The sequence below is a fragment of the Paraburkholderia sprentiae WSM5005 genome, from assembly GCF_001865575.2.
Lineage (GTDB): Bacteria > Pseudomonadota > Gammaproteobacteria > Burkholderiales > Burkholderiaceae > Paraburkholderia > Paraburkholderia sprentiae.
In genome coordinates, this window is record NZ_CP017562.2 from 69,107 (window position 1) to 88,908 (window position 19,802).

General features: G+C 63.4%; 17 protein-coding genes. 7 read left to right on the forward strand and 10 right to left on the reverse strand.

The features are described from left to right. The first annotated feature begins 140 nt into the window (after nt 1–140). Nucleotides 141–2,225 carry a putative bifunctional diguanylate cyclase/phosphodiesterase gene (locus BJG93_RS17055; protein WP_027195500.1) on the forward strand — a complete coding sequence of 695 codons (2,085 nt, stop codon included), beginning with the start codon at nt 141–143 and terminating at the stop codon, nt 2,223–2,225. Between the two features lie 309 nt (nt 2,226–2,534). Then, complete coding sequence (locus BJG93_RS17060) at nt 2,535–2,909, forward strand: glutaredoxin family protein (RefSeq protein ID WP_027195501.1); 375 nt, start codon at nt 2,535–2,537, stop codon at nt 2,907–2,909. Nucleotides 2,910–3,343: 434 nt separating this feature from the next. On the opposite strand, the gene BJG93_RS17065 is transcribed toward BJG93_RS17060, so the two are convergent. The 4 genes from BJG93_RS17065 to BJG93_RS17080 form a co-directional block, all read right to left on the reverse strand. Then, nucleotides 3,344–4,711, reverse strand: a complete 1,368-nt coding sequence (locus BJG93_RS17065; protein WP_051374261.1) for an ATP-grasp domain-containing protein — start codon at nt 4,709–4,711, stop codon at nt 3,344–3,346. A 10-nt stretch (nt 4,712–4,721) separates the two neighbouring features. Continuing rightward, complete coding sequence (locus BJG93_RS17070; protein WP_034478108.1) at nt 4,722–5,075, reverse strand: TIGR00366 family protein; 354 nt, start codon at nt 5,073–5,075, stop codon at nt 4,722–4,724. 475 nt (nt 5,076–5,550) lie between these two features. Continuing rightward, entirely contained in the window at nt 5,551–6,297 is a 747-nt protein-coding gene (locus tag BJG93_RS17075) for an SDR family NAD(P)-dependent oxidoreductase (RefSeq protein WP_027195502.1), read from the reverse strand. Nucleotides 6,298–6,554: 257 nt separating this feature from the next. Further along, nucleotides 6,555–7,469: a LysR substrate-binding domain-containing protein gene (locus tag BJG93_RS17080; RefSeq protein WP_027195503.1), complete on the reverse strand. Its 915-nt coding sequence runs from the start codon at nt 7,467–7,469 to the stop codon at nt 6,555–6,557. Between the two features lie 124 nt (nt 7,470–7,593). Between BJG93_RS17080 and BJG93_RS17085 the strand changes: the two genes are divergently transcribed. Both BJG93_RS17085 and BJG93_RS17090 read left to right on the forward strand, forming a co-directional pair. Then, complete coding sequence (locus BJG93_RS17085) at nt 7,594–8,688, forward strand: tartrate dehydrogenase (protein ID WP_027195504.1); 1,095 nt, start codon at nt 7,594–7,596, stop codon at nt 8,686–8,688. Between the two features lie 52 nt (nt 8,689–8,740). Then, nucleotides 8,741–10,051 carry an MFS transporter gene (locus tag BJG93_RS17090; RefSeq protein ID WP_027195505.1) on the forward strand — a complete coding sequence of 437 codons (1,311 nt, stop codon included), beginning with the start codon at nt 8,741–8,743 and terminating at the stop codon, nt 10,049–10,051. A gap of 81 nt (nt 10,052–10,132) precedes the next feature. Here the strand turns inward: BJG93_RS17090 and BJG93_RS17095 are convergent, their stop codons facing one another. Together BJG93_RS17095 and BJG93_RS17100 are read right to left on the reverse strand one after the other, a co-directional pair. Next, nucleotides 10,133–10,756 carry a hypothetical protein gene (locus BJG93_RS17095; protein ID WP_027195506.1) on the reverse strand — a complete coding sequence of 208 codons (624 nt, stop codon included), beginning with the start codon at nt 10,754–10,756 and terminating at the stop codon, nt 10,133–10,135. Nucleotides 10,757–11,236: 480 nt separating this feature from the next. Continuing rightward, a complete protein-coding gene (locus BJG93_RS17100) occupies nt 11,237–12,256 on the reverse strand; it encodes an AraC family transcriptional regulator (protein ID WP_027195507.1) in 1,020 nt (339 codons plus the stop codon). 224 nt (nt 12,257–12,480) lie between these two features. On the opposite strand from BJG93_RS17100, the gene BJG93_RS17105 reads away from it, so the two are divergent. Further along, nucleotides 12,481–14,748 carry a beta-glucosidase gene (locus BJG93_RS17105; RefSeq protein ID WP_034478524.1) on the forward strand — a complete coding sequence of 756 codons (2,268 nt, stop codon included), beginning with the start codon at nt 12,481–12,483 and terminating at the stop codon, nt 14,746–14,748. A gap of 68 nt (nt 14,749–14,816) precedes the next feature. Here the strand turns inward: BJG93_RS17105 and BJG93_RS17110 are convergent, their stop codons facing one another. Next, nucleotides 14,817–15,221 carry a DUF3224 domain-containing protein gene (locus BJG93_RS17110; protein WP_027195509.1) on the reverse strand — a complete coding sequence of 135 codons (405 nt, stop codon included), beginning with the start codon at nt 15,219–15,221 and terminating at the stop codon, nt 14,817–14,819. An 83-nt stretch (nt 15,222–15,304) separates the two neighbouring features. After that, nucleotides 15,305–16,255 carry a LysR family transcriptional regulator gene (locus BJG93_RS17115; protein ID WP_027195510.1) on the reverse strand — a complete coding sequence of 317 codons (951 nt, stop codon included), beginning with the start codon at nt 16,253–16,255 and terminating at the stop codon, nt 15,305–15,307. A gap of 82 nt (nt 16,256–16,337) precedes the next feature. Here BJG93_RS17115 and BJG93_RS17120 point away from each other — a divergent pair, with 82 nt between their 5' ends. After that, nucleotides 16,338–17,057, forward strand: coding sequence for an SDR family oxidoreductase (locus tag BJG93_RS17120; RefSeq protein WP_027195511.1), 720 nt, complete (start codon nt 16,338–16,340; stop codon nt 17,055–17,057). Nucleotides 17,058–17,061: 4 nt separating this feature from the next. Here BJG93_RS17120 and BJG93_RS17125 read toward each other — a convergent pair whose 3' ends face one another. Further along, nucleotides 17,062–18,321, reverse strand: a complete 1,260-nt coding sequence (locus tag BJG93_RS17125; protein ID WP_154671741.1) for a multidrug effflux MFS transporter — start codon at nt 18,319–18,321, stop codon at nt 17,062–17,064. A 186-nt stretch (nt 18,322–18,507) separates the two neighbouring features. After that, complete coding sequence (locus tag BJG93_RS17130; protein WP_231337550.1) at nt 18,508–18,837, reverse strand: hypothetical protein; 330 nt, start codon at nt 18,835–18,837, stop codon at nt 18,508–18,510. A 77-nt stretch (nt 18,838–18,914) separates the two neighbouring features. Here BJG93_RS17130 and BJG93_RS17135 point away from each other — a divergent pair, with 77 nt between their 5' ends. Beyond that, nucleotides 18,915–19,799 (forward strand): LysR family transcriptional regulator, encoded by an 885-nt coding sequence (locus BJG93_RS17135; RefSeq protein ID WP_027195512.1) that lies wholly within the window; start codon nt 18,915–18,917, stop codon nt 19,797–19,799. Nucleotides 19,800–19,802 lie beyond the last annotated feature (3 nt).

Below are 19,802 nucleotides of genomic sequence, written 5' to 3' on the forward strand. Positions count from 1 at the left end.
TTTGGCGACTTTTCCCTAAAGTTGCATGCGAACCAGGTCGTTAACGTGACGAACTGACAGTTCTTTCATTGACGGTGTCGTGCCAAGGCGAATCGGAAGGAACCCAGGCAAATCGGATCAACGTCTACGGGGGATGTCCAATGTTCGCTAGCAGCTACAACAGCCTGCTTGTCCTGTTCTCGCTGCTTGTCGCGATTCTGGCCGCGTATACCGCGCTGGACATGGCAGGTCGCATTTCTAGCGCACCGGGACGTGCAGCCCACTGGTGGCTGGCCGGCGGTGCAGTCGCGATGGGCACCGGCATCTGGTCGATGCACTTTATCGGCATGCTGGCATTTAGCTTGCCGATTCCGCTCGGCTATGATCCGGCGATCACCGCGCTCTCGCTTCTGATCGCAATCGCATCCTCAGCGTTCGCGCTGTGGCTCGTGGGCCGGAACGAGTTGCCGTCGTCGCGTTTGTTCTGCGGCGCGTTGCTGATGGGCGCCGGGATCGTCGCCATGCACTATACGGGCATGGCCGCAATGCGCATGGCACCGGGGATCCGGTATATCCCGTCCCTGTTCATTCTGTCCGTCGTCATCGCGATCGTCGCTTCGGGCGCGGCACTGTGGATTGCATTCAACCTGCGCCGCGTTTCACCGCTGGTTCGGCCATTGCGTGCGGCAGCAGCTGTGGTAATGGGTTTTGCCATTGTCGGGATGCATTACACAGGGATGGCGGCAGCGCAGTTCCCGCTTGGAAGCGTGTGTGGCGCGGCCCGTGATGGGGTGAACGCCGGATGGTTGGCGCTTGTGATCATCGTCGTCACGCTGGCGGTGCTCGCCATCGCGCTGATCGTTTCAGTACTTGATTTGCGGCTGGAGTCACGCACGTCTATGTTGGCGATTTCACTCGCCGAGGCCAATCAGGAACTGACCTACCTGGCGCTGCATGACAACCTCACCAAACTCCCTAACCGCTTGTTGCTGGAAGACCGAGTCGATCGTGCGATCCAGAGCGCGAATCGTGAGAATAACCGCTTCGCCCTGATGTTCATGGACCTGGACGGGTTTAAGACGGTCAACGACGCCTACGGACATCACATTGGCGACCTGTTGCTCGTCGAAGTCGCTCAGCGCATCGGGGCGAACGTCCGGTCAGAGGACACGATCGCCCGCATGGGTGGAGACGAATTCGTGCTACTGGCGGGGGTGGCCGAACCGGCGGATGCGGCGACTCTCGCTGACAAAGTTTTGACGGCCATTCAAGAGCCGTTTCAGGTGGCCGGCCGCGAGTTGCGCATCTCGACCAGTATCGGTATTGCGATGTACCCCGGCGATGGCGACCATCAGGGCGATCTGCTGACCAATGCCGACGCAGCGATGTATCACGCGAAGTCGCTGGGACGCAACGTCTACTGTTTCTTCGAAGCGTCGATGAATGCCCATGTTCACGAGCAGCTACAGCTCGTGCAGGATCTCCGCTCAGCCCTTGTGCGACACGAACTAATTCTGCAATACCAGCCCAAGTTCACCGCACCCAACGGACCGGTGATCGGCGTAGAAGCTCTAGTTCGCTGGTCGCATCCCACTCGCGGGCTCATTGCACCGGACCGGTTCATCCCTCTGGCGGAGAAAACCGGGTTGATCGTGCCGATCGGTGAATGGGTGCTGGACGAGGCCTGCCGGCAGATCAGTGAATGGCGCACAGCAGGCCACTGGGACTGGACCATGGCAGTCAACCTGTCGGCCCTGCAATTTAGCCATGCGAGCCTGATTCAAACGGTGCGGGAAGCCTTGGAGCGTTATTCACTGGAGCCACACTGTCTGACGCTCGAGGTCACCGAATCGACGGCGATGCGCGATGCCGATGCAAGCCTGCGAATCCTGCAGCAACTTCACGACATGGGCGTGCGTATTTCAATCGACGATTTTGGCACAGGCTATTCGAGCCTCCTTTACCTCAAGCGGCTACCGGCCAGCGAACTGAAAATCGACCGGGGGTTTGTCCGTGATCTCACAAGCGACACCGAAGACGCAGCGATTGTTTCCGCAATCGTAGCGCTGGGCCAGACACTCAATTTGAACATTGTTGCGGAGGGTGTGGAGACGGCGGCGCAGCGAGACTTCCTGACCCGACTTGGTTGCGATTCCCTGCAAGGTTTCCTGCTTGGATGTCCAATGTCTGCAGATGATTTGATGGAAGCGCTATCCCAAGACAATGTTCCGAATGATGCAACGTGAGTTGACTGCCGGCGAGGCTGCATGAGGTTGCCCCTGGTCGGGGAATCACCTGCCGTCGGCAAGGGTTCTTCTTCCGGGACAAGGTCGCGGCCGCGAATATCTGCGGTGCCTTTGCTCATCCGCTGACTGACCTGAATGACTGCTTTGCGGAAGACTGAAGGCTGTTGTGGGGTCGCTGGTGGCCAATGGTGCTGCGCGCCAGCGCCCCACAACCGTCTCGCAAGTCGTAAGGCTGCGTCTGGCTAGGAGCGGTCGGCTATTGGACGGAGTAGACTTGCCAGCTTCCAATCGCCGCTCGAGGTAGTCTCTATGTTGATGAAAGCCCTGCGTGCCGGTCTCGGCCAGTTAATCGTGCTCGGCGACGCCGTCAGTCGCCCACGCCCGCAACGCCGTTCGGCGCAAGGTCAGGCCGCAGTGGAAAAAGAAGCGGCGCGGCTGTCGCTGTATCAATTCCATGCGTGCCCTTTCTGCGTAAAGACCCGACGTGCCCTGCATCGTCTGAATGTGCCGATGACTCTACACGACGCCAAAGACGATCCTGTGCAGCGGGAGCATTTGCTGGCCGGGGGCGGCAAGATCAAGGTGCCCTGCCTGCATATTCAGGAGGAAGGCCAGTCGCGTTGGTTGTACGACTCCAACGCGATCATCGCCTATCTGGAGCAACGCTTCGCTGGCATCGTCTGATCTGGGCGTGGAGCCGTAAGACTTTATGAAAGCTCATGGCTCGCTACTCTCACAGCATGACCTGATCCTCGAACGCCTGTCACGGACATTCGGTCACCTGTTCATCCGCGACTTCCGCTGGATTGCTCGCGCATCACACGCGCAGCGAAGTGGTGTCGCCTTTCAGGGTATCCGGGCAAGCGGCCCGGCACTGGGGAGAGGCGGTAGACGGCGTTAGCCGGCCCACTTGGAAATTGTGGCATGTTCGGCCGTGTCCTCTTTAAAGGGAATTTGAATCGCCGCGTTGGATGCCCGCTTTTCTAACGTGCGACTACAGGGTCGAGTAGGGCCGATCGCATACGGCAGCAGTCGGGCCAGTATCGGCCATTCGCCATCGGTGTGGCGATCGTTGACAATCTGTGAATCCAACGCGACCGAGGTGGTGCGGTGCCCGATCATGTCGACGCTGTGTGACGACGTAAATCACGCACGCCTGCATGAGAGAGGGATCGGCGAATCATCATCTGCTCGAAAGCGTCCACGATGCGTTGTACGTGGCCGTTCTTGTGTTTCAGCGGACCGTCGTCGCGTTCGTAATGCACCAGCATCGTTGCATTGGCTTCGAAGACGAACACGCGGCCGTCCGGCAAGATCGTGAAGTCGATGCCGGCGTAATCGAGCGCGAGCCGTTCGCCGATGTTCGCGATGGCACGTAAAGCGCGGTCGCCGATCGCGCCACGCGGATCGGCGAGGAACCGGCGCTCTTCATCGAGCTTCCACGCATGCGCCTCCATATCCGCCGAGAAGTAGTGGACCATCCAGTGTGGCGAGATCGCGAGGTGATACGCGAACGGCTCGCCGTCGATAAAGATCATCCGGTACTTGCGATAAAACCCATCCGCGTCGCGTGTATTGTGGAACGCGCTCAGGTAATGCGCGCCGTTCATTACGCGTAAATGAGCGTTAAGTGTATCGGGGTCGTCGCAGCGCACGAGGCCATCGCCGCCATGCGAGGCGACCGGCCGCAACAACAGTGGAAACGTCAGCCCATTATCGGCGACGCGGCGCGCGAGCGGTTCTTCGGCGCCAGTCGGTGCGATGCCGAGCACGCAATGCGCGCTTACCACGTCGGTCAGGCCACGCAGCAATTCGGGCAGCCAATGCCGCCGCGTGCGCGCCACTACGGCCGAGCGGTTGAGCACGGGCCGCGATGAGCGCGACTCGAACCGAGCGAGGCGCTTGGCAATCGGCTCCGCGATGTCCGGATCGCCGACCGCGTTGAACACGATGTCGAATGGCGGAAGACTAGCGTCTTCTTCATCGAGGGCGTGATCGATTGCGTATTTAATGCGGCAATTGACCGTACCGGGCAGCAACGCTGCGAACGGCACGTTGCCGGTGCCGCTGCCGCTACAAAGAATCAACACGCGGCGCGTCTCGCCGCCCGTCTGTTCGATGAACACGCGCTGAGACTTGTACGCGCGTTCGCGGCATGCCGCGGCCTCGTGTTCGTCGTCCTGTTCGGCGTGGATCGCCGCCAGGTTCAACCAAGCGACGGCGGTATCGGGATCGATATCGAGCACGAGACGATACCAATGCGCAGCGGCCTCGTAGTCGCCTTTCATAAAATAGGCGGTGGCGACGTCACACAGATTGCGCGTTTGTGCGACGGACGGTTGGGCGGCGAAAGCGTCGAGCATTCGAGCGGCGATCAGATTTGCGAGCGCGGCGAGTTCGTCGCCCGCCGTGCGACAGACGTCGGCCTGCCTACGGTAGAACTCTGGATTGAGCTCGCCCGGCGCGCGGGGTTCTTCGATGGACATGGGATCTCCGTCAGCTCAACACGGGCGCCGCCGGTGTCTGGATGTGCGCGGCGAGGGCGCGTTGCCGGCGCTGCACGGCCAGCACATCGGCGATGGCGTAGCCGGTCGCGAGGATCAGAATCATCTGCAACGCGAGGCCGGGGATGTTGAACGTGCCGCCGTGCAAGGCAGTGGGCATCGTCGGCAGCGATGCACACGGCGCGAAGAATGTGGCCAGAAGGTAGACCACCAGCGTCAAGCCGATTGAAAGCACGAACGGGTTAGGCATGACCTGTTCGAACACATAAACCAGCCATGCTACGAACCTACGGCTCGGCACGGCGTTCTCCGTGATGGCCGACGAATTGCTGTTTCTGTTTTCCATGGCGTGTCTCCGGCAATTGCATGTCGTTATGCAGCTTACGCTGGTGTGGACCATCGGCGCTGCATCGCGGGCACGCCATCGATCCCGAGCATTACGGGTAGGTTGCGTAACTACCACAACGCCGCGCGCGACGCAGCCAACAGAACGTTGGAAATTTTAATAGTCGAAGCGCTCATGCGCACCTAAACAATCAATGCAGATCGTTCCTCATGCTTCAGGGATGCTACTGGAGTCTCTACCTGGAATGGCTGCTTTCGGGCGAGCTGAAGGGCGGTTTGGGGTCGCCTGCTGCCGGTCGACGTCAGGCTGCGACCCGCCAACGTACGTCGTCAGCTGGCGCGTGACTGCGTTGCTCACGCGACCATTCTCCCCGCCGAAGCGGCCCACGATCCGGCGATAACAAAGGGCGTCGGTGCACTGAGCGGGCGCAACGCTCGCGCATCGGATCTTGCCCGCGCGCGATGCGGCGAATCAGCTATATGAAGCTTGCGCCTCCATTGACGGGGATCGTTTGGCCCGTGACGAATGCGTTGTCGACGACCATCAGCACGACCGCCGCGACCTCGCCCGCTTCGCCCAAGCGCCCGACGGGCAGCCTTTCTGCGACGTTGGACGCCTTAAGCGGTCCGGCCATTTCGGTGTCGATCGGTCCCGGTGCAACGGCGTTGACGGTGATCCCTTCGCGGGCGAGCCGTGCCGCATAGCCGCGCGTCAAGCCTTCGAGGCCGGCTTTCGATGCGTTGTAGTGAACGCCGACCAGGCCGGGGCCGCGGGCGGCGGCCGACGAGACGTTGACGATGCGGCCCCAGCGCCTCGCGCGCATGCCGGGCAGCACTGCCTGCGTACAGAGAAACGCCGATTTCAGATTGACGGCGAGCGTTCGATCGAACTCCGCCTCCGCGAGATCGTCGATGTCGACGATCGTCGCGGTGCCCGCGTTGTTCACGAGCACGTCGATCAAGCCAAGGCGATTTTTCACCTCGACGATCATCGCTTCGACGTCGTCTGCGACCGATACGTCGGCGCATACCGCGATCGCGCGGCCTCCGGCGCGTTCGATTTCCGCGACGACGTCGGCCGCGTCGTTCTCGCGTTGCCGATAGTTGACGGCGACTGCTGCGCCGGCTGAGGCAAGCGCGATCGAAATGGCGCGTCCGATTCCGCGCGAGCCGCCGGTCACCAAGGCGACATGATCGTTCAGGTTGAGCGAATGAACTGGCATCGTGGAACTCCTCAGTTGCGGGGGGCGAACCGGTTGTGGCCTCGTCTGCGACGCGTGGTGTCGCTGAGCGAGGCGTTGCCGGAAAGCATCCTAGTTTGCCCCCTTCGGAGCGTCTTCGCCGGAAAGTCGTCCTGCTGCGATCCGCTGATACGACGGTCCAGATTGCAATTCAGCTTCTCGCGAGCGAGAAACTGCCTCCTGCTTAATGTGTCGCAATGTGTCCGGTAGCTCCACCTCGAGTCAACCGCCGCGCTTCACTACCCCTCACCCCCCAACTCCCGCGCAATAAACTCGACGAACGCGCGAATACGATTCGACATCTGATGCCGCGGCGAATACACCGCGAAGATATCCGCGTTCGGTGTGTCGTGATCGGGCAGCAACTGGACGAGCGAACCGTCCGCGAGATACTGCCGGATGTCCCACTCCGCGCGCATCAGGATGCCGTGTCCGTCGAGCGCCCATTTGACGGCGATCTCGCCATCGTTGGTGGTCAGCGTGCCCTTGATGCGCACCGCCTCGGTCTTGCGCGCGGCGCCGCGTCCCGAAGTCAGTCGCCACACACCGTACGCTTCGTCACCCTGACGAATGCCGATGCAATCGTGGCGCGTCAGATCGTGCGCCGTGAGCGGCAGGCCGTGCGCCGCCAGATACGACGGCGCCGCGCACAGCAGACGCCGGTTCGGCGCGAGCCGGCGTGCGACCACGCGCGTATCGGGCGGCTCGCCGAAGCGGATGCAGACGTCGAAGCTGTCGTCGGTGAGCGGCGGGGGCGTGACCGAAAGCTGCAGTTGGACCGACACCTGCGGATACCGCGCGACGAAGCGAGAGATCGCCGGCCCGATATGGCTGCGCCCGAAGCCGAGCGTCGCGTTCACGCGCAGCAGACCCTTCGGCGTCTTCTTCGCCGAGCCGAGCAGTTCGGCCAGTTGGTCGATCTCGTCGAGAATTCGCCGCGCGTGTTCGACGTATAGCTCGCCTTCCGGTGTCAGCATCATGCGGCGCGTCGTGCGGTTGACGAGCGGGACGCCCGCGCGCTGCTCCATCTGGGTGAGGCGCTTGCTGACGGCGGCCGCGGTCAGCCCCAGTTCGCGCGCGGCTGCGCTCAGGCTGCCGCTCGCGGCGAGCGTCGAGAAAAAGCTCAGATCCGCCGGCTGAACGGTGTCGCGCATCGTCTGTTCCGCGCCTTCGCATTTGTGAATGCAAGTTAAAGATGCTTTGAGTCTAGCACCGGTTTTTATCCTCGGGATAGCGCTAGAGTGCGCTCACGCCATTCACCAAGCACAGGACGCAGACATGAAAACCTACCGCATTGCAACCATCCCCGGCGACGGCATCGGCAAGGAGGTCGTGCCGGCCGGCGCGCAAGTGCTCGACGCGCTCGCGAAGACCACGCGCGCCTTCACGTTCGAGTTCGAGAACTTCGACTGGGGCGGCGACTACTACCGCCAGCACGGTGTGATGATGCCGCCGAACGGGCTCGACGCGATCCGCGAGAAAGACGCGATCCTGTTCGGCTCGGCGGGCGACAAGGACATTCCCGATCACATCACGCTGTGGGGTCTGCGTCTGAAGATCTGCCAGGGCTTCGATCAATACGCGAACGTGCGCCCGACGCGCATCCTGCCCGGCATCGACGCGCCGCTGAAGTACTGCAAGCCGGGCGATCTGAACTGGGTCATCGTCCGGGAAAATTCGGAGGGTGAATATTCGGGCGTCGGTGGCCGCGTGCATCAAGGCCATTCGATCGAAGCGGCGACCGATGTATCGATCATGACGCGCGCGGGCGTCGAGCGCATCATGCGCTTCGCGTTCCGGCTCGCGCAATCGCGTCCGCGCAAGCTGTTGACCGTGATCACGAAGAGCAACGCGCAGCGTCACGCGATGGTGATGTGGGACGAGATCGCGCTCGACATTTCGAAGGAGTTTCCGGACGTCACGTGGGACAAGGAGCTCGTCGACGCGGCGACCGCGCGCATGGTCAATCGTCCCACGACGCTCGACACGATCGTCGCCACCAATCTGCACGCCGATATTCTCAGCGACCTCGCCGCCGCGCTGGCGGGCAGCCTCGGCATCGCACCGACCGGCAACATCGACCCGGAGCGCCGCTATCCGTCGATGTTCGAGCCGATTCACGGCTCCGCGTTCGACATCATGGGCAAGGGGCTCGCGAATCCGGTCGGCACGTTCTGGTCGGTCGTGATGCTGCTCGAACACCTCGGCGAATTCGACGCGGCCCGGCGCGTGATGCAGGCGATCGAAGCGGTCACCGCGAACAAGGCTTTGCATACGCGCGACCTCGGCGGCACGGCCACGACCGCGCAGGTGACGGCGGCCGTGTGCGCGTTCGTCGAGCAGGCGGCCACACCCGCGGCGAGCGCAGCCTGAGCGTCGGCTTCGCGTGCACTGAACAGTAACCGGCAGGAACCGGGAGGAGACAATGAGTTCCGAACTCGAAAGCCGGGTGTCCCGCAAGCTGATGCTGCGGATCGTCCCGTTCGTCATGCTGCTGTACTTCGTGAGCTTTCTCGATCGCGTGAACGTGGGCTTCGCCGCGCTGTCGATGAACAAGGCGATCGGCCTTTCGCCTACCGCATTCGGCCTCGGCGGCGGGCTCTTTTTTATCGGCTATTTTCTGTTCGAAGTGCCGTCGAACCTGATCTTGCACAAGGTCGGCGCGCGGCGCTGGATTGCGCGCGTGATGGTGTCGTGGGGCCTCGTGTCGCTCGCATCCGCGTTCGTCGTCGGGCCGAACAGTTTCTACGCGCTGCGCTTCATTCTCGGCGTCGCGGAAGCGGGCTTCTTCCCGGGCATCATCCTGTATCTGAGTCTGTGGTTTCCCGCGCGTCAGCGAGCGGTCGCGGCGGCGTGGTTCATGGCCGCCGCGCCGATTTCGACCGCGATCGGCTCGCCAATTTCCGGCGCGATCATGAAGCTGCCGCCCATCGCCGGACTTGCCGACTGGCAGATGCTCTACGTGCTCGAGGCCTTGCCTGCGATCATCCTCGGCTTCGTCGTGCTCAAGTATCTGACCGACAAGCCGGCGCAAGCCGAATGGTTGCAGCCCGAGGAGCGCGACTGGCTGATCGCGAAACTGAAGCTCGAAGCCGACGCGCGGCACGCGCATGCGGGCCACACGGCAAGCGCGCTCAGCGCGTTGCGCGATCCGCGGGTGCTCGCGCTCGCGCTGATCTACTTCGGCACCTCGGCGGGACTTTATACGCTCGGCTTATGGGCGCCGCTGATCATTCGCCAATACGGTTTCGGCTCGTTCGAAACCGGGCTGCTTGCGGGTGTGCCGAGCGTGCTCGCGGTGATCGCGATGGTGCTATGGGCGAAGCACTCCGATCGCACCGACGAGCGGACGTGGCACGTCGTGATTCCGTGCGCGCTCGCGTGCGTCGGCTTCGTGTTCGCCGGCAATGCGGCCACCGCATTGATGATCGTGCTTGCGCTCGTCGTCGTGAACGTGGGCATCAGTGCCGCGAAGGCGCCGCTGTGGGCGATGCCGAGCATGTTCCTGTCGGGTGCCGGGGCGGCGGCGGGGATTGCGATGATCAACTCGATCGGCAACCTCGGCGGCTTTGTCGGGCCGTTTGCGATTGGCTGGCTCAAGAACGTGACCGGCGGCTATGCGGCGGGGCTTTACGTGGTCGGCGCGACGTTGGCGGTGTCCGCGGTCGTGACGCTGATGTTGGGCCGGCAGACGAAGCATGCGGCGGTCGTGGTGGGTGAACGGCCGGGGCATTGAGCGAAGCACCGATGAAGCAAGCGCGCCGCCGGTCGAAAAGCCGGCGGCAAGCGCGACTTCATCCGATACGTCAGTACCCCACTACCGGAAGCCGTAGACCAGAACCTTCTTCCCTTCGAACGCCTCCTGCACACCTTGGACGCAATCCATCGGGCAGCTGTAACCGTCGGGGGCGGACGCGGCCGACGGGGTGCGCGCCCGATAGACGACGGATTCGACCTGCGTCCCGTCCGAAGTGACCACGATGTTCAGGTCGGTCACGACGCCGGCTGGCGTGGCTCCTCCGGCGGTATAGACGATGGACATCGTGCCGGTGCAATCGGAGTTCACCGAGTAAGTGCCTGTCTGCGCCGGATTGAAGCTTGTCTGTCCGCCTTTCGGCACGCCGTTGATGCTCCCGAAATCGGTGCGGGTGAATTTGCCGTTGCCGTCGAATGTCACGAGAGCGACGTCATCGAGGATCGACTGGGTGGCGAACGGATGCAGCACGTTGCTCGAGTCCAGCAAGCCAAGGATCACGCCGTGACCGATGAACCCAAAGGGTCCTTTTAGCGTTGCGTTCGAGCAAAGACTGCCGCCACCGCCACCGCCACCGCCACCGCCACGGCCACGGTCGCCGTCATTGCCACCGGCCTGCGCGGCGCCACTCAGCAACAGAAGTGCAACGGCTACAGCCGACCAGATGCTCAATTGCCGGGTCTTCATCTTCATCTCCTTGTCAGCGAATCAGGCGCACGAAAACGCGGCGTGCAAAGAGCCTATCGGCAGCCGGATCAGGCGCCTGATTCAATCAAGCGAAAGCAATCGATTTGAAATGGCCGCAGCGATATCCGGTCGCCGTCGTTTGAGGGACCAGGGCGGACCAAAGTAGTGAATGGCGAAACGCTTTCACCAGGCAGTCGTATTTTGCCCGGTGTCGGCGGATACGTGCGGAAGGGATGCACGAAAGTCCGCGCAATGGTGACTTCGTGGGTCAGCCACGCGTGAAAGTCGCGTAGCGAAAACCAGTGTAATCGATGCTAATCGCGGTGACCTGATGAATATCGGACAAAAGGAAGGCACATTCAGATCGCTGTGCCGCGCCTGATCGCAAGTCCATAAGGCAGAAACGCGACCACGGATACGACCGATCCCATCACGCCGAACAGTCGAGTCATCTCCTGATCGATGCTCATCATCGGACGATCACACCCGGCACCGCCCCCGATACCGCGCGGGCGGCGCCCCGCACGCACGCGTAAAAAACCGCGTAAACGCCGTCGTCGAGGCAAAGCCGACCCGTTCGCTGATCTCGCTGATCGACATCGGTGTATGCGCGAGCAGCATGCGCGCTTCGTCGATACGCATTTGCATCAGCACCTCGCTGAAGGTTTTGCACTCCGCCGCGAGCTTGCGTTGCAAGGTCCAGCGCGTCAGCGACAGCCGCTCGCAGACGATCGTCTGCAGGCTCTTGGGCTCCATCGCATCGGCATGCTCGCGCAGTACGTCGCGCAGACATCGCTCGACCGTCGGAGAGAAGCGGCCCTGCTCGCGAATCCGCTGCAAGATTCCATGCGCGGCATGCAGGTGAATCTTCGCGAGCGGCGCGTTGTAAACCTCGAACGCGCGATCCAGCACCGACGACTGCAACACCATCCGATTGCGAGCCTGATCGAGGTGGACGCGCACACCCAAGGCGCCACCTAGCGCCGCGATCGCACCGAGCCGCGCATCGGTGATGCCCGCGTCGCGCACGCGCAGTCGCGCGTCATAGAGCTTCGCCACACTCGCAATCAGCGCGAAATTGCCGAGCGCGCTCGTTGCGTTGCGCCCTTCGCCTTCCGTCACGTATTCGAATGCGACTTCGTCGCCACGCTCCTGCATGACAAGCCAGTCGACATTACCGATCAGGTCGCGGTACGCGACGAAATTGCGCAATGCGTCGCGCAGCGTCGGACTATTGCAGAGCACGCCCGCCAACTCCGGAAAATACAGCAGGCCGTCCAGCATGTTGCCCTCGGGCGCGCCGCACATGAGGCGGCTTTCCGCGAGTTGGAGGATGGCGACGTGCTTATCGCCCGGCACTCGCGCATCCGCCGCGGCGATGTCGGCCTCGTCGATGCCGATATCGTGGGCCATTTTCGTGCGATCGAGACCCTGCCGCTCGGCCGCGTCGAGCAATCCTCGATAGATCCGCGCTGATACGGACTTCTGACGCAAATCCACTGTGTCTCCTCCGGTCGAACCCTGTCTACGGGTTTTCCTGACTCCGCATCGGTCAAGTGCTGCACCCATCGGTCAAGCGCGTTTCGGGCGCATCCCTAGAATTTCTTTCGGCGCATTACCGCGAACGCTAAGCGTAACAGGACGTGTCACGTGCCGGTAGCGCGTCGATGCCACGTCAGGCAATGCGAATCACATGACCGACAACGACAACACGGAGCGAGATGATGACAAGGAAGCTGACGATACCCTTTGCCGCAAGCGCCATCGCCTGCGGTGTCGCGCTGATACTCGCCGCCTGCGGCAATGGCAGTAGCATCAGTGCCCCGCCGTTGCCGACCGATCCGGACGCGCGCGCCGATGCGCGTGCCGCCGCGCTGGTTGCGCAATTGACGACCGCCGAAAAAATCCAGCTCGTGCACGGCGTGGGTATTCCCAACGCGGGACTCGGCGGTCCGTATCCGGCCGGCGTCAACGGAGCCGGCTACATTCCCGGCGTGGCGCGGCTCGGCATTCCGGGCCTCGCAATGGCCGATTCGGCCGGCGGAGTCAATGTCGTCAACTCGAACGCGACGGCGCTGCCCGCGCCGGTGGCGCTCGCGGCAAGCTGGGACCCCACGCTCGCGAACGAATACGGCGCGCGCATCGCGACCGAGCTGCGCGTGCTCGGTTATGGCGAAGGCCTCGGCGGCGGCGTCAATCTCGCGCGCGAACCACGCAATGGCCGCACCTTCGAGTACATGGGCGAAGACCCGGTATTGACCGGCACGCTGAGCGCCGCGCGCACGATCGGCACCCAGGCGCAGAACGTCATCGCGACTATCAAGCACTATGCGATGAACGATCAGGAAACGAACCGCATGACCAGTAACTCGGTTGTCGACGAACGCACGATGCGCGAAACCGAACTGCTGGCGTTCGAGCTCGGCGTCACGCAGGGCACGCCCGGCAACGTGATGTGTTCGTACAATTTCGTGAACGGCGTGTACGCCTGCGAAAACCCGTATCTGCTGACCACCGTGCTGAAGAACGAGTGGGGCTTCAAGGGCGTGGTGCAGTCGGACTGGACCGCCACGCACAGTACGGTCGCCTCGGCACTGGCCGGCCTCGATGAAGAGGAACCCGGCGATATCGGCGGCGGACCGTCGATTCCAGGTCTGACGCTGACGTCGTATTTCAACACCGCGCTGACGAGCGCGGTCAACGCCGGCAGTGTGCCGATGGCGCGACTCAACGACATGGTCCAGCGCAAGCTGCGCACGATGATCCGTTATGGCGTCTTCGATTCACCGCCGACCCCCGGCGGCACCGTCGATCAAACCGCGGGCAATGCGCTCGCGTTGCAGGTCGCGCAGCAATCGTCGGTGTTGCTGAAGAACGCGGTGGCGAGCGGCGACTCGCAACCCGTCCTGCCGTTGAACGCGGCGGGGCTGTCGTCGATCGTGGTGATTGGCGCTCACGCGGATGTGGGCGTGCTGTCCGGCGGCGGCTCGGGCGCGGTGCCGGCCGCCGCGGGCAACGCAGTGTCCGGTTGCGTGTCGCCGTCGCCCCTCTTGAGCACCTGCGCGACGTGGTACAAGTCCGCGCCGCTGACCGCGATCCGGGCCAAGGCACCGAACGCGAGCGTGACGTTCGTCGACGGCACGAACGCGACGGCCGCGGCCGCCGCCGCCGCGAAAGCGGACGTGGCGATCGTGTTCGCGACGCAATGGGAAAGCGAAGGCTCAGATCTGCCGAGCCTGAGCCTGCCGAGCAACACGACCGACAGCAATAACCAGAGCTACGATCAGAATGCGCTGATCAGCGCGGTCGCGGCGCAAGCCAAGCGCGTGATCGTCGTACTCGAGAACGGCAGCCCGGTCCTGATGCCGTGGCTCGGCAACGTGCACGGCGTGCTCGAAGCGTGGTATCCGGGCGTGCAGGGCGGCCAGGCGATTGCCGACCTGCTGTTCGGCGACGTGAATCCATCCGGCAAATTACCGATCACGTTCCCGATGCGGGACGCGGATCTTCCGCAGCCGTCGATCTCGGCCACCGACACCACCGTGACCTACGGCGAAGGACTGTTCATGGGTTATCGCTGGTACGACGGCAAGCAGATCGCGCCGCTGTTCCCGTTCGGTTATGGACTGTCCTACACGAGCTACAGCTACTCGGGCCTGAACGCGCAGATGGATGCGAGCGGCAACGTCACCGTGACCTTTACCGTCAAGAATACGGGCTCGCGCGCGGGCGCGGAAATCGCCGAAGTTTATGCGGCGCTGCCGAGCGGTCTGGGCGAACCGCCGAAGCGTCTGGTCGGCTGGCAAAAGGTCGCGCTGCAGGCGGGGCAGTCGCAGCAGGTCAGCGTATCGATTGCGCCGAAGCTGTTGTCGACGTGGGACGCGACCAACCATGTATGGAAGCTCAACGGCGGCGTCTACCAGATGATCGCGGGGGCCTCTTCGCGCGATCCGAATGCGTTGACGGCGTCGGTGACGCTCACGGGGCATTGAGCGCGCCCATGCTGGACTAGAGGGTGCGGCAGCGGGATACGGGGTCGAGCGCCGTATCCCGCTTGCTGTCAATCCCCGGGCAGACGATAAGCAAACTCATACGTATGCGCGCCGTCGACGATCTCGATCGTGAACTCGCCCTCGATGCCGCTCAGTTCCTCCGTGCCCGAGTCCGGCACGACGCTCACCTTCAGCGACGCGGCACCGCGATTCATCACGCCGATATGCTGCAGCACGAACGTGCCCCGCTTGCCCGCTAGCGTGCCGGTGACCTGTTCGAGCGCGATATAGCCGGCCGAGCCTTTGACGTTCGTCATCGCGCTCAGCATTTGCCCTTGGGTGGTCGCGGTGAGATCGCCGGAGATCTGCTTGTCGATCGACATGCGGCCGAGCTTCGATTCGGCGTCGGCGTTCTCGAACGGCATCGGCTGAAGCGCGACGGTGAAGGTGCCTTTTGCGACGTGGTGAGTCATCGGGAATTCCTCCTGGCTTGAACGGGCGACGGCGAAGCCGCGAAACGGAACGCGACGCTTCCCAAACGTAGCACACGTCGCTGTCAGGACGCTGTACGCGCAGTGCTGTCATCCGTGCCGAACGCATCGGCAAACTCGCGCCTCAACCACTCGAGCGCCGGATCCTGATCGTGAGCCGCGGTCCACATCAACGAAACCTCGTAGCCCGGCACGTCGAATGGCAGCGGACTGAGCGCGAGACCGAGCGTATCGCGCCACACCCGGCCGATGAACTCCGGCACCGTCGCGATCGCGGCCGTGCGTTGCACGATGAACGGACTGGTCGCGAAGTTAGAACTCGAGAACACGACATCACGCTTGAGTCCCTGCATCTCGAGTCGCTCATCGATGAAGCCGCGCAGCTCGGCGCTGAACGAAGTCAGTACATGGCGGTGACGCAGAAACTCGTCCATCGACAGATGCTTGCGGCGCGTCCTGACGAGCCGAGGGTTGTAGACGCTCACGAAGCGCCATGCGAACAACGGCGTGCGTCGCTGCCACGGCACGCATTCGCGGAATACACCGACCGCGAGTTCGATCGCGCCATCGTCGAGCATGGCGGCGGCGCGCGTCGAATCGGTGGAGCGCGCGATCAGTTTTACACCGGGCGCTGTGCCGGCGAGGCGCGCCATGATGTCCGGCATCAACAGCAATTCGAGCGAATCGCTAAGGCCGACGCGGAAGACCCGCTGCGCGCGTGCCGGATCGAAGACGGACGGCTGCGTGAGCGCGTGATGCAGCGATTGCAGGAACGGTTCGATCTGCCGAGCGAGTTCGAGCGCGCGCGGCGTCGGCGTCATGCCTTGCGGCGTGCGCACGAACAGTTCGTCGCCGAACGTTTCGCGCAAGCGCTTCAGTGCGCCGCTGACGGCCGGCTGGCCGAGAAACAGCCGCTGCGCGGCACGCGTGACGCTGCGCTCTTCGAGCATCGCGCGGAAGGTCAGCAGCAGGTTCAGGTCGAAGCGCCGAAAATCATTTTCAATGATGTTGGCCATGACGTTAAACGATTTGAGTGATAGGCCCGCAACGCGCATTCTACTGCCACGGGGTCTTCCGTTTACTCTCAGGAGCAACCATATGGACTGGCAAAATCAGAAGGTCGTGGTGTTAGGTGGCTCGTCGGGTATCGGGCTCGCGACGGTGACGCGGCTCGCGGCCGCGGGCGCGAGCGTCGTCGCGGTGGGGCGCGACCGCCGCAAGCTGGTCGATGCGCTGAGCGGCATCGGCGGGCCGGTGACGGGCGAAGCGCTCGATTGCACCGATCGCCCGGCGCTCGAACGCTTCTTCGGCGGCCTCGGCCGGATCGATCATCTGGTGATGACGCTGTCCGGCGGTGAGGGCGCCGGGCCGTTCGCCGAACTCGATCTGGCAGCGCTGCGGCGCGGCTTCGAGGCCAAGTTCTGGCCGCAGCTGGATGCGGCACAAACGGCGCTGCCCACGCTGCGTCGCGACGGCAGCCTGACGTTTGTGACCGCGATTTCGGCGCGCATCGCGAATCCGGGCACGGCGGGCCTGGGTGCGATCAACGGCGCGCTCGAAAGCATGATCGGCACGCTGGCGCGCGAGCTTGCGCCGCTACGCGTGAACGCGGTGTCGCCGGGGGTGATCGATACGTCCTGGTGGGACAGGGTTCCCGCGAGCATGAAAACCGAGCTGTTTCGTCAGCAAAGCGAAACCTTGCCGGTGCGGCGGGTCGGCCACGCCGATGATGTCGCGCACGCGCTGCAGTTCTTGCTCGAGAACACGTTTATGACGGGGGCGGTGATCGAGTGTGACGGTGGCTTGCGGCTACTCTGAAGCATCAGGCGCGGGAAGGCGTGGTCAGGCGGTCGTCGTCCGATACCTGCGCCAGATGGCGCAGCAGCTTCGTCACCATTACCACGACGACGAACGCAATGACCACGAAGAACAGCGCAAGCGGCGTGAGCACCTGCACCGACACGAAGCCGGCGAGCCCCATCATCGCCGATGACACCAGCAGCAGCGCGCAGCCGAGAATCGCGCTCGTCAGACCCGCGATGTGCGGGAACAGCGAGTTGCCCTTCGCCATCAGCGTCGGATACATCGCGCCGGCGCAGAAACCCATCACGAGCACGGGCGTCGCGAGCGTCCATACGCGCAGACCGACCGTCAGCGCCAGCAACAGCATCGCGATCGATGCGGCCGCCATCAGCCGCGCGCCGATGCGCAGCCGCTGCTCGGCGCTCGGCAGCCTCGGACCGTGCAGGCGATTCGACAGGCCGCCGAGGAAGTACATCATGCCGATGCCGAGCGCGAGGTAGCCGAAGAAGGTCGGCGGCTTGTGCAGCGTGGTCTGCACCATGAACGGCCCGATGATGTTGAACACGAGCAGGATGCTGTAGCACAGGCCCTGCGCGAGGAAACAGCTCTGGAACACCGGGCTCGCAAGCACCTTGCGCGCGTTGGCGATCAACGTGCGCGGTTCGAGATGCACGGGCTTCGGCAAGGTCTCGCGATAGCGCCACAGCAGCGCCCACATCACCAGCGAATAGATCAGCAGGAACACGAGGCATGCGCGCCAGCCGAACGCCGTCTGCAGATGCGCGCCGATCACCGGCGCGACGATCGGCGCGAGCCCCCACGCGATCGCCATGTACGTGAACGCATGCATCAACGCCTGACCCGTGAACGAATCGGTGATGATCGCCTTCGCGAGCAGATTCGTGCTCGCGATGCCGAAGCCCTGCAGTGCGCGGGCGAGGATGAACGTCTCGAGATTCGGCGCCGCGAGCGACAGCAGGCAGCCGACCGTGTAGACGCTCAGACCGAACGCGAGCACGCGCTTACGGCCATATGCGTCGGCGATCGGACCGAAGATCAGCTGACCGAGCGCGTACGCGGCCATGTAGCCGGTGACGCTGGTCTGGATCGCTTGCGGCGAAGTGCCGAAGTAACGCGCCATCGCGGGCAGCGCGGGCACGTAGATGTCGATGGCGAGCTGTCCGGCGGATGCGAACAGGCAGATCAGGAACAGCAGGAAACGCGGCGAGTTCGGGGCGGAGTCGGCGGAAGCGGGGTGGTCGGCGGTAAGGTGGCTCATGGGTGCATCGAAAGGAAATACTGGCGGCGCGGGCATCGGGGCGTTCGGATGGAGAACGCAAAAGACCCGGATGCCCCGGCATTGTCGCCGGGTATTGTGCCCGTGCTCTGGCGGGAAGTGGGATTTTCCCTAGCGGCCGTGTGGAATGATGCGGCTGGCGGGCGCGCTAACCCGCCGCACGCGGGCTCATTTCGCGCAGTCCTGGATCGACCGCAGCAACGCATCCTGGTCTGCCGGATCCTGGAAAAACGCGACGAAGCTCGCATGCTCGTCGTTCGCGATGCGGCCGGCGCAGTCCTTGCCTTTGAGCGGGGAGCGCGACGCCGTCCAGATTATCGCCGTCACGGCCAAGGCCAGCACGACGCCTATAAACACAAGCCCAAGCAGTATCGACCTAGCGTCGTCCGAGATTGCGTCTAGCCGATGCGGAGCTTGCTGCGACTCGCAACTGCCTGTTGAAGATGGGTTCATGCCGATCGCCCCGTTAGTGCGCGTTGAAAAAACCAGCGCCACCATCCTCTCTCTGCACGTAAGATTGGAAAAGTTGAATTTACTGACCACCTGATTCAGTTTTTCTGAGCGATGCTATCCCCATGAGAGAGATCAGTCTCGACCGCCTGCGCACCCTTGTTGTCGTCGCCGACCTCGGTTCTTTCGCCGACGCCGCTCGTGTTCTGCATCTGGCACCGCCTACGGTCAGCCTGCACATCGCGGATCTCGAGAGCCGCGTGGGCGCGCCGCTGCTGTCGCGCAAACGCGCTCAGGTGCGAGCCTCGGCGATCGGCGAGACGCTGGTGGCGCATGCGCGTCAGTTGCTGGCCGATACCGAGCAGGCGTTGGAAGACGTGCGGCGACAGGTCGAAGGGCTCGGTGGACGCGTTCGGCTCGGCGCTTCCACCGCGGCCATCGCGAATCTGCTGCCGCGGGCGTTGAAAAGACTGGCTGAGGAACATCCCGGCATCGATGTGCAAATCGCCGTGCTGACTTCGCAGGAAACGCTGACGCGGCTCGCGGAGGAGTCGCTCGACGTGGGCATCGTGGCGCTGCCGCAATCGCCGATACGCGGGCTATCGATCGAAAAATGGCGGCGCGATCCTGTCGTCGCGTTGATGCCGGCGGAATGGACGTGTCCCGCTCGCATCACGCCGCAATGGATCGCCGCGAAGCCGCTGATCCTGAACGACGCCGGCACGCGGCTTTCACGTTTGACGACGGAGTGGTTCAGCGCGGCGGGGCTGCACCCGACGCCGCGCATCCAGCTCAACTACTCGGATGCCATCAAGAGCCTCGTGGCCGCGGGTTACGGCGCCGCGCTGCTGCCGCAGGAAGCGAGCCGCTCATCGGCCGACGCACGCATCGTCACACGTCCGCTGCGCCCCGCGCTATGGCGGCAGCTGGGCCTGGTCTTTCGCGCGGACACGGTGGCGCGTCCGACCCAGTATGTGCTCGACGTATTGCGGAGCTTACGATTGGGCTAGGCG